2 protein-coding genes and 2 pseudogenes are annotated in these 10,803 nt (G+C 73.7%); all 4 read right to left on the reverse strand.

The window, feature by feature from the left end:
* The coding region (locus tag RV986_RS53855) for a type I polyketide synthase (protein WP_475924989.1) at positions 1-5,624 on the reverse strand (5,624 nt) is incomplete at its 3' end.
* A pseudogene (locus RV986_RS53860) lies at positions 5,537-9,145 on the reverse strand (type I polyketide synthase); the annotation flags it as partial. The gene RV986_RS53855 and the pseudogene RV986_RS53860, both read right to left, overlap by 88 nt.
* Positions 9,146-9,216: 71 nt before the next feature.
* A pseudogene (locus tag RV986_RS53865) lies at positions 9,217-9,267 on the reverse strand (hypothetical protein); the annotation flags it as partial.
* Between the two features lie 135 nt (positions 9,268-9,402).
* Positions 9,403-10,728 carry a beta-ketoacyl reductase gene (locus RV986_RS53870; protein ID WP_475925012.1) on the reverse strand — a complete coding sequence of 442 codons (1,326 nt, stop codon included), beginning with the start codon at positions 10,726-10,728 and terminating at the stop codon, positions 9,403-9,405.
* Positions 10,729-10,803 lie beyond the last annotated feature (75 nt).

The following is a 10,803-nucleotide window of genomic DNA, read 5'->3' on the forward strand; positions in this document are numbered from 1 at the left end:
CGGAAGGTCCGCCCGGGGGCGACGGCGGCGAGGTCGGTGTGTCCGAGGACGGCGGCGGCACGTCCCCGGACCAGGTCGAGGAGTTCCGCGTCGCGGTCCTCGGCCGGCCGTGCGGCGAGCCGCTCGCGCAGCGCGGCACCGGCACGCGCGCCGCCGGCCGTGGCCGCACCGGCGCCGTGCAGCGCGTCGGCGGCCTCCGGCAGGCCGGACAGCAGCGGGCTGGGGCGGCCGGTGGTGAACGCGGGGGCGAAACGGTCCCAGTCCACGTCGGCCACGACCACGGTGGTGTCGCCGAGTTCGAGGGCGCGGGACAGGGCGCGCAGCGCGCCCGCGGGCTCCAGCGGGAGCAGTCCGCGGCGGCGCAGCAGGTCCTGGGCGCCGGCGTCGGCGGCCATGCCGCTCTCGCCCCAGGGGCCCCAGGCGACGGCGGTACCGGCGAGGCCGCGGGCCCGGCGGCGCTCGACGAGGGCGTCCAGGTGGGCGTTGGCGGCGGCGTAGGCGGCCTGGCCGCCGCTGCCCCACACCCCGGCGATCGAGGAGAACACCACGAACGCCGACAGGTCCGTGCCACGGGTCAGTTCGTCGAGGAGGTCGGCGGCGACGGCCTTGGCGCGCAGGACGGCGGCCAGGCGCTCGGGGGTCACCGCGTCGATCACGTCGTCGTCCAGGACGCCCGCGGCGTGGAAGACCGCGTCGACCGGGTGCCGGGACAGCAGGCTCCCGACGGCCTCGCGGTCGGCCATGTCGCACGCCTCGACGACCACGCGGGCGCCGAGTCCTTCGAGTTCGCCGCGGAGTTCGGCCGCGCCGGGGGCGTCCGGGCCGCGGCGGCTGGTGAGGACGAGTTCCTCGGCACCGCGGCCGACGAGCCAGCGTGCCACCCGCGCGCCGAGGGCTCCGGTGCCGCCGGTGAGCAGCACCCGGCCGGGCGCGCTCCACTGCGCGCCGGTGGCGGCCGGCGCGGAGGCGTGGGTGAGCCGGCGGGCGGACACGGCCGCCGCGCGGACGGCGACCTGGTCCTCGGTGCCGTCGGCCACGACGGCGGCCAGCGCGCGGACGGCGACCTGGTCCTCGGTGCCGTCGGCCACGACGGCGGCCAGCGCGGCCAGGACACGGCGGTCGGGGCGGGCCGGCAGGTCGACGAGACCGCCCCAGCGGTCCGGGTACTCCAGCGCGGCGACCCGGCCCAGGCCCCACACGGCGGCCTGTGCCGGGTCGACGACACCTTCGGAGGGGGCGCCGACGGCGACGGCGCCCCGCGTCAGCAGCCACAGCGGTGCGCTCACTCCCGCGTCGCCCAGGGCCTGGACGAGTTCGAGGGCGGCCGTCGTACCGTCCAGGCACGACAGGACGCCCGCGACGGGCTCGTCCGTGACGGCCGCGGCGAGGAGCCACGCCAGTTCGGCGCGGTCCGCCTGCGGCGGGCAGGTCAGGCGCTCGGTCCCGGGCAGGAACTCCTCGATGCCGTCGAGGGCGGGGGCGCCGTCCGCCTGCAGCAGAACCCACCGCCCGGTGTCCGCCACGGTGGGCGGGCCGGTGACGGCCGGGCCGCCGGCAGCCAGGCCGGTGACGGGTTCCCAGCCGACGCGGTAGCGCCAGCCGTCGGCGCGCGACCGCTCGGCCTGACCGCGCCGCCAGGCGGACAGCGCCGGTACGACGGCGTCGAGTTCCTGCTCGTCGACGCCCAGGACATCGGCCAGTCCCTGCGCGTCGCCGCGTTCCACGGCCTCCCAGAAGCTCGCGTCCAGCGGGTTCACACCGGCCGACACGGCCGCGCCCCGCGCGGGCTCGGGCCAGTACCACTCGTGCTGGAAGGCGTACGTCGGCAGGGTCACCGTCCGGGCACCGGAACCGGCGAACAGGGCAGGCCAGTCGACACGGACCCCGTGCGCGAACACCGTCGACAGAGCGGCCACCGCGGTGTCCGCCTCCGGCCGGTCCTTGCGCAGAACGGGAACACACAGGTGATCCCGCATGTCACCCAGGCAGGCACGCGCCATGGCCGTGAGCGTGCCGTCCGGACCGACCTCCACGAACCGCGTCACACCACCGTGCCCGGCCAGCCACTCGATGCCGTCGGCGAACCGCACGGCCTCCCGCACATGCCGCACCCAGTACTCCGGAGACTCCAACTCCCCCGCCACGGCGGCCTGTCCGGTCACGTTCGAGACGATTGCGATACGGGGCTCGCCGTAGGTGACGCTCTCCGCGACCGTGCGGAATTCCTCCAGCATCGGTTCCATCAGCGGCGAGTGGAAGGCATGGCTGACACGCAGGCGCGAGGTGCGGCGGCCCAACGCCGCCACCTCCCCTGCGACCGCCTCGGCAACCGACTCCACACCCGAAATGACCACCGAGCGGGGTCCGTTGACCGCCGCGACCGACACCTCCGCCGCACGGCCCTCCAGCAGCGGGAGAACCTCGTCCTCGGACGCCTCGACGGCGAACATCGCACCACCGGACGGCAGTTGCTGCATCAGGCGGCCCCGTGCCGACACCAGACGGCACGCGTCCTCCAGCGACAGCACACCGGCCACATGGGCGGCGGCCAGTTCGCCGATGGAGTGACCGACCAGGAAGTCGGGGCGCACCCCCCACGACTCGACGAGCCGGAACAGGGCCACCTCGATCGCGAACAGGGCGGGCTGGGTCCACGCGGTGTTGTTCAGCAGGCCGGCGTCCGTGCCGAAGACCACGTCCGTCAGGCCGTCGTCCAGGTGGGCGCAGACGGCGTCGAAGGCTTCGGCGAACGCGGGGAAGGACTCGTACAGTTCACGGCCCATGCCGAGGCGCTGGGCGCCCTGGCCGGAGAAGAGGAAGGCGAGTTTGCCCTCGGAGGCGACGCCCTGTGCCACGCCCGGCAGGGTCTCGCCGTCGGCGGCGGCGGTGAGACCGGCGAGCAGTTCTTCGCGGTCGGTGCCGCGCACGACCGCGCGGTGTTCGAAGACGGACCGGGTCTGTGTGAGCGACAGGGCCACGTCGGCGGTGTCCAGGTCCGGATGGGCCTGTATGTGGGCGAGCAGGTGTGCGGCCTGGCCGCGCAGTGCGTCGGCGCTCTGGCCGGACACGACCCAGGGGGTGACGGGCAGCGGCAGCCGGGGCACCTCGGTCACGGCTTCTTCGACGACCGGGTCCGGTACCTGCTCCAGCACCACATGCGCGTTGGTCCCGCTCAGGCCGAACGAGGACACACCCGCACGCCGGGGCCGCCCAGGCTCCGGCCACTCGGCCGGCTCCGTCAGCAACCGCACATCACCAGCAGCCCAGTCCACATGCGAAGAGGGCTCATCAGCATGCAGGGTGGCGGGCAGCACACCGTGCCGCATCGCCTCCACCATCTTGATGACACCCGCCACACCGGCAGCAGCCTGCGTATGACCGATGTTCGACTTCACCGAACCCAGCCACAACGGACGACCCTCCGACCGCTCCTTCCCGTACGTCGCCAAAAGCGCCTGCGCCTCGATCGGATCACCCAGAGACGTGCCCGTGCCGTGCGCCTCGACCGCGTCGACATCGGACGCCGACAACCCCGCACTCGCCAACGCCGCCCGGATCACCCGCTGCTGCGAGGGACCGTTCGGCGCCGTCAGACCATTCGACGCACCGTCCTGGTTGACCGCGGAGCCGCGGACGACGGCCAGGACGGGGTGGCCGTTGCGGCGAGCGTCCGACAGCCGCTCCACCAGCAGCACACCGACACCCTCACCCCACCCCGTCCCGTCCGCACCCTCCGCAAACGCCTTGCACCGGCCATCGGTGGCGAGGCCGCCCTGGCGGCTGAACTCCACGAACGCACCCGGCGTCGACATCACCGTCACACCACCGGCCAGCGCCAGATCGCACTCGCCCGACCGCAGTGCCTGGACCGCCAGGTGCAGGGCGACCAGGGAGGAGGAGCAGGCGGTGTCGACGGTGACGGCGGGGCCTTCGAGGCCCAGGACGTAGGAGACCCGGCCCGAGAACACGCTCGCGGCGTTGCCCGTCCCGATGTACCCGCCGAAGTCCGCGTCCGACGCCGCCAGCAGCGCCGGATAGTCCTGGCCGTTCGTACCGGCGAACACACCCGTCCGGCTGCCCCGCAGCGCACGGGGATCGATACCCGCCCGCTCCACCGCCTCCCACGACGACTCCAGCAGCAGACGCTGCTGCGGGTCCATCGCGAGGGCCTCACGCGGCGACACCCCGAAGAAGCCCGCGTCGAAGCCGCCCACGCCGGCCAGGAAGCCGCCGCGGCGGGTGTACGCCGTGCCCTGACGCCGGGATTCGGCATCCAGGCCGTAGAGCGAACTCAGGCCTTCCCAGCCGCGGTCGTGGGGGAAGTCGACGATGCCGTCGCGCCCTTCGGACAGCAGGCTCCAGAACGCCTCCGGAGAATCCACTCCCCCGGGGAAACGGCACGCCATCCCGACGATCACCACCGGGTCACCCGCCACCGCGACCGCGACCGCCGGGGACACCTCCGTGACCACACCGCTCAACTCACCGTACAAAAACTCCGCCAGAGCGACCGGAGTCGGATAGTCGAACACCACCGTGGCCGGCAACGACAGACCGCACTCCGCACCCAGGGCGTTGCGCAGCTCAACCGCGATGAGGGAATCGACACCCAGGTCACGGAAGGCGGAGTCGGCGGGAACGGACTCCGGGCCGGAGTGGCCGAGGACCGCCGCCGCGCGGGCGCGGACCAGGTCCAGAGCGGCCTGGACGCCCGCCTCGCGCGGCAGGGAGCCCAGGCTGTCGGTGCGTGCCGTCGACGGCTCCGGACGGGTGGGCCGGGACAGGGCGGCCTCGGGCAGTTCCGCCAGGAGTGCGCTCGGCCGGGTCGCGGTGAAGGCCGGTGCGAACCGGCTCCAGTCGATGTCCGCGACGAACTCGCCCGCCACGCCCGAGTCCAGGGCCGTCGCGAGGGCGGCCAGGGCCAGGTCGGGGTCCAGCGGTGCCACGGCGCCCCGGCTGCGGCGTCGGTCGCCCGTGGCCTCGGCTGCCATGCCGCCGCCGGCCCACGGTCCCCAGGCGAGGGAGGTGGCGGGCAGCCCCTCGGCACGGCGGCGCTCGGCAGGCGCTCGGCCACGGCGGCGCTCGGCCAGCGCGTCGAGGACGGCGTTGGCGGCGGCGTACGCGCTCTGTCCGGCGCTGCCCAGGACCCCGGCGAGCGACGAGAACGTCACGAAGGCCGACAGGTCCTGGTCTCGTGTCAGTTCGTCGAGGTGCAGGGCGGCTTCGGCCTTGGCCCGCATGACGTGCCGTATGCGCTGGGGGTCGGTCCCGCGCAGGATGCCGTCGTCGAGTACGCCCGCGGTGTGGAACACGGCGTCGACGGGGTGAAGGGCGAGGAGTTCGGCGATCTCTTCCCTGACGGAGACGTCCACGGCGGCGACCGTGACGCGGGCGCCCAGCGCGGAGAGCGCGGTTTCGAGTTCCGCGGCGCCGGGTGCCTCGGGGCCGCGCCTGCTCACCAGAACGATGTCCTGGGCGCCGCGTTCGACCGCCCAGCGCGCCACGCGGGCGCCGAGCGCGCCCGTGCCGCCGGTGATCAGGACGGTTCCCCGTGGCTGCCACGCCTGTGGCGGCGTGGGCTCTGCCGGCCCACGCCGCCGCAGGCTGGCGAGGACCCGGCCCACGCCTGTGGCGGCGTGGGCCGGGTCCTCGCCAGCCTGCGGCCGAAGACACCGGTGCCGCGGATCGCGATCTGGTCCTCACCGGACGGCGCGGTGAGGGCGGCGGCGAGCCGTCCGAGCGCCCGTTGGCCGAGTTGGCCGAGGTCGTCCGGCAGGTCGACGAGTCCGCCCCAGAGATCGGGGTGTTCGAGCGCCGCCACCCGGCCGAGGCCCCATACCGCGGCCTGCTCGGGCGAGGTGACCGCGTCGCTGCGGCCGACGGAGACGGCTCCGCGCGTCAGGGACCACACCGGACCCGCCTGACCCACCTGACTGGCCTGACCCGCCGAACCGCGCGGGCCGATGTCCGTGAGTGCCTGGACGAGCGTGGCCGTGGCCGCTGCCGTCGCTGCCCGGTCCTGGGCCAGCGGCAGCAGGGACAGGACGGCCGTGGTGGGACCGAACTCGTCCTGTGCGTGGGTGAGTTGATCGGCCAGGGCGGCACGGTCGGCGCGGTCCGTACCGGGGGCAAAGTCCGCGACCTCGATCCGGTACAGGTCGGCCCCCTGTGCCTCCAGCCCGTCGAGTACGGCGTTGATCGTGGCGTCGGCCCGTTCGTCGCGTGCTTGCGGGAGGACCACCAGCCAGCGGCCCGGCGGCGGTGCGCTTGCGGCGCCGGTGATCTGCGTCAGGGGTTTCCAGGTGATGCTGTAGCGCCAGGAGTCGGTGACGTGCTGGTCGCTGCGCTTGCGGTACCAGCGCGAGAGCGCCGGGACGACCGCGTCCAGGGCGTCGGGAGCCACGGCGAGGTCTTCGGCGAGGGTGTCGATGTCCTGCCGTTCGACCGCCTCCCAGAACTCCGTGTCGACGAGGGCCGAGGCGAACGCCGTGTCGGTGCCGGGCTTCGGTCCCGGCGTGGACGGGTCGAGCCAGAAGCGCCGGCGCTGGAAGGCGTACGTCGGGAGTTCCACGGCTGTGGCGCCGGTACCGGTGAAGAGCGCCTTCCAGTCGACGTGGGCGCCGTCCGCGTGCAGTCGGCCCAGCCCGCGCAGGACCGCAGACGGCTCGGAGCCCCTCTTGTGCAGGACGGGGACGCAGAGGTGCTCCCGTGTGTCGCTCAGGCAGGGCTGGGCGAGGGCGGTGAGGGTGCCGTCCGGGCCGATCTCCACGAACCGTGCCACACCACCGTGCCCGGACAGCCAGTCGATCCCGTCGGCGAACCGCACGGCCTCCCGGACATGGCGCACCCAGTACTCCGCGGACTCCAACTCCCCCGCCGCAGCGCCCTGTCCGGTCACGTTCGAGACGACCGGAATACGAGCCGGCGCATAGGTCACGCTCTCCGCGACCGTACGGAATTCGTCGAGCATCGGTTCCATCAGCGGGGAGTGGAAGGCGTGGCTGACACGCAGGCGTGAGGTGCGGCGGCCCAGCGCCGCCACCTCCCCCGCGACCGCCTCGGCCACGGCGTCGACACCCGAGATCACCACTGAGCGGGGTCCGTTGACCGCCGCGATGGACACCTCCGCCTCGCGGCCTTCCAACAGCGGGAGAACCTCGTCCTCGGAGGCCTCGACCGCGAACATCGCACCACCGGCAGGCAGTTGCTGCATCAGGCGCCCGCGTGCCGACACCAGACGGCAGGCGTCTTCGAGCGACAGCACCCCGGCCACATGGGCGGCAGCCAGCTCACCGATCGAGTGACCCACCACGAAGTCCGGACGCACCCCCCACGACTCGACGAGACGGAACAGCGCCACCTCGATCGCGAACAGGGCGGGCTGCGCCCACTCCGTCCGGTTCAGCACCTCCGCATCCGTACCGAAAACCACACCCGTCAGGCCGTCGTCCAGGTGCGCGCAGACCGCGTCGAAGGCCTCGGCGAACACCGGGAAGGACTCGTACAACTCACGTCCCATACCGAGGCGCTGGGCGCCCTGGCCGGAGAAGAGGAAGGCGAGCTTGCCGTCGCCGCGGTTCCGGCCGGTCACGACCTGCGCTGTGATCTCGTTGTCGGCGAGGCTCCGCAGGCCGCTGAGGAGGTCTTCGCGCCGGTCGCCCAGCAGCACTGCGCGGTGGTCGAATGTCGAGCGGGTGGTCAGCAGTGACCAGCCGACGTTCAGCGGGTCGTGGCCGGGGTGTTCGGTCAGGAAGGCCGACAGGGTGCGGGCCTGTGCGCGGAGGGCCTCGGGGGTCCGGCCCGAGAGGGTCCACGGGAGGACCGGGAGCGTGACGGCGGGCGCCGCCGGGGTGGCATCGTCGTCCGGTGCCGGGGCCGGTTCCTGTGGTGTGGTGCCCTGTTCCAGGACGACGTGGGCGTTGGTGCCGCTGACGCCGAAGGCGGAGACGGCGCCGGTGCGGGGGCGGCCGGTCTCGGGCCAGGCGCGTTGCCCGGTGAGGAGGCGGACCTCGCCCGCGGCCCAGTCCACATGGGAGGAGGGTTCGTCGACGTGGAGGGTGGCGGGCAGCACGCCGTGCCGCATCGCCTCCACCATCTTGATGACACCCGCCACACCGGCAGCAGCCTGCGTATGACCGATGTTCGACTTCACCGAACCCAGCCACAACGGACGGTCCTCGGACCGCTCCTTCCCATACGTCGCCAGCAACGCCTGCGCCTCGATCGGATCACCCAGCGCGGTGCCCGTGCCATGCGCCTCGACCGCGTCGACGTCCTTGGCCGTCAGACCGGCGTTGGCGAGGGCGGCCCGGATGACCCGTTGCTGCGAGGGACCGTTCGGCGCCGTCAGACCATTCGACGCACCGTCCTGGTTGACCGCGGAGCCGCGGACCACGGCCAGGACGGGGTGGCCGTTGCGGCGAGCGTCCGACAGCCGCTCCACCAGCAGCACACCGACACCCTCACCCCACCCCGTCCCGTCCGCACCCTCCGCAAAAGCCTTGCACCGGCCGTCGCTCGCAAGCCCGCCCTGGCGGTCGAACTCGGCGAAGACGTCCGGCGTCGACATCACGGTCACCCCGCCGGCCAGCGCGAGGTCGCATTCACCGGACCGCAGCGCCTGGACGGCCAGGTGCAGGGCGACCAGGGACGAGGAGCAGGCCGTGTCGACGGTCACGGCGGGCCCTTCCAGGCCCAGGACGTAGGAGACCCGGCCGGAGACGACGCTCGCGGCGTTGCCGGTGAGCAGGTGGCCCTCGATGCCCTCGGGCAGATCGTGGCCGTTGGCGGAGCCGTAGTTCTGGTTGCTGCATCCGACGAACACGCCGGTGCGGCTGCCGCGTACGGTGGCCGCGTCGACGCCCGCCCGCTCCAGCGCCTCCCAGGAGGCCTCCAGGGTGAGGCGCTGCTGCGGGTCCATGGCGAGGGCCTCGCGGGGCGAGATGCCGAAGAAGTCGGCGTCGAACTCCGTCGCGGAGTTCACGAATCCGCCGCGCAGGGCCGCCGCGTCGGTGGTGGCTCCGGTCAGATCCCAGCCGCGGTCCTGCGGGAACTCGTCCATCGCGTCCCGGCCGTCGGCCAGCAGCCGCCACAGGTCGTCGGGGGAACGGACGTCTCCCGGGTAGCGGCAGGCCATACCGACGATACGACGATGGCGACGGGCTCGGTCGCCGCGCGCGCGAGGTGGTCGTTCTGTTTGCGCAGTCGCTCGTTCTCGAGCAGCGATGCGCGCAGGGCCGCGACAACGCGTTCCTCGGAGGTGGGCATACTCAGCTCCACTGTTCTTGCTTCGGGCTTCGGCGGACGCTTCGGGCTTCGACAGGCGCTTCGGGCTTCGGCGGGGTGAGGAGAGCGGGCGCTTCGGGCTTCGGCGGGGCGAGGAGAGGGAAGCGGGTCGGACGGTCAGTGGGCCGAGTCGCCGAGGGCCAGCTGTACGAGGTCGTCGACGTCCATCGTGTGGATCAGCTCGCTGTCCTCCGCGTCGGCCCCGGTGGCGCTCGGGTCCGTTTCCTCCGGCTCGGCGAGGGCCATCACCGCGGCCAGCAGGCCGCTCTCCTTCAGTCGGGCCAGCGGAACGGTCGCCAGCTTCCTGCGCAGCGCGGCCTCGTCGGCGTCCGTGGTGCCGGACGGGTCGGCGAGGGCGTCGGGGAAGAGCTCGGCGTAGAGGTGATCGGCCAGGTGTTCGGGGGTCGGGTAGTCGAAGACGAGGGTGGTGGGCAGGCGCAGACCGGTGTCGTGGTTGAGCTGGTCGCGCAGTTCGACGGCGGTCAGGGAGTCGAAGCCGACGTCGCGGAACGCCCGGGCGAGTTCCACGCTCTCGCCGCTCGCGCGGCCGAGGACCGAGGCGGCGTGGGTGCGGACGAGGTCGCGCAGGGCGCGCCTGCGGTCGGTGTCGGAGAGCGCGGAGAGCCGGTTCATCAGGTCCGTTCCCCTGGTCTCCGGCTCGGTGCGCGTGCCGTCCGTACCGGTGGTGGTGGCGGCCTCCGGGAGAGTGGACAGGAGCGGGCTGGGGCGGCGGCTGGTGAACGTGGGAAGGAACCTCTCCCAGTCCACGTCGGCCACCACGACCGTGCTGTCCCCGAGGTCCAGGGCGCGTCCCAGTGCGGTCAGCGCACGGTCGGGGTCCATCACGCGCAGGCCGCGGCGGGCGAGTTCGAGGGCTCCTTCGTCGGTGACCAGGCCGCCGCCGCCCCAGGGCCCCCAGGCCACGGCCGTACCGGCGAGGCCCCGGGCCCGGCGGTGTTCCACCAGGGCGTCGAGGTGGGCGTTGGCGGCGGAGTAGGCGGACTGGCCGCCGCTGCCCCACACGCCGGCGATCGAGGAGAACACGACGAAGGCGGACAGGTCCCGGTCGCCCAGGACAGCGTCCAGGTGGGTCGCGCCGGTGGCCTTCGCACCCCATACGTCGGCGAGGTACTGGTCGTCGACCTCGCCGAGCGGCATGGCGTCGCCCCTGCCCGCGGCGTGGAACACGGCATCGACGGGGTGCCGGTCCAGCAGCGTCTCGACCGCGGCACGATCCGTCGTGTCGCAGGCTTCCAGCGTGACGTGGGCGCCCATGGTCCGCAGTTCGTCGGCGAGTTCGGCGGCGCCCGGCGCGTCCGCTCCGCGGCGGCCGGTCAGCACGAGGTCCTTGGCACCGCGCTGCACGAGCCAGCGGGCGAGGCGCCCGCCGATGGCACCCGTCGCGCCGGTCACCAGGACGCGGCCGCGCGGGGTCCAGGGCACGGCCGGGGCCGAGATGGACGGGAGCGAGGCGGACGGGGCGTGGGCCAGGCGGCGGACGAGCAGTTCGGATCCGCG

It is taken from the genome of Streptomyces sp. RLA012, assembly GCF_056270325.1.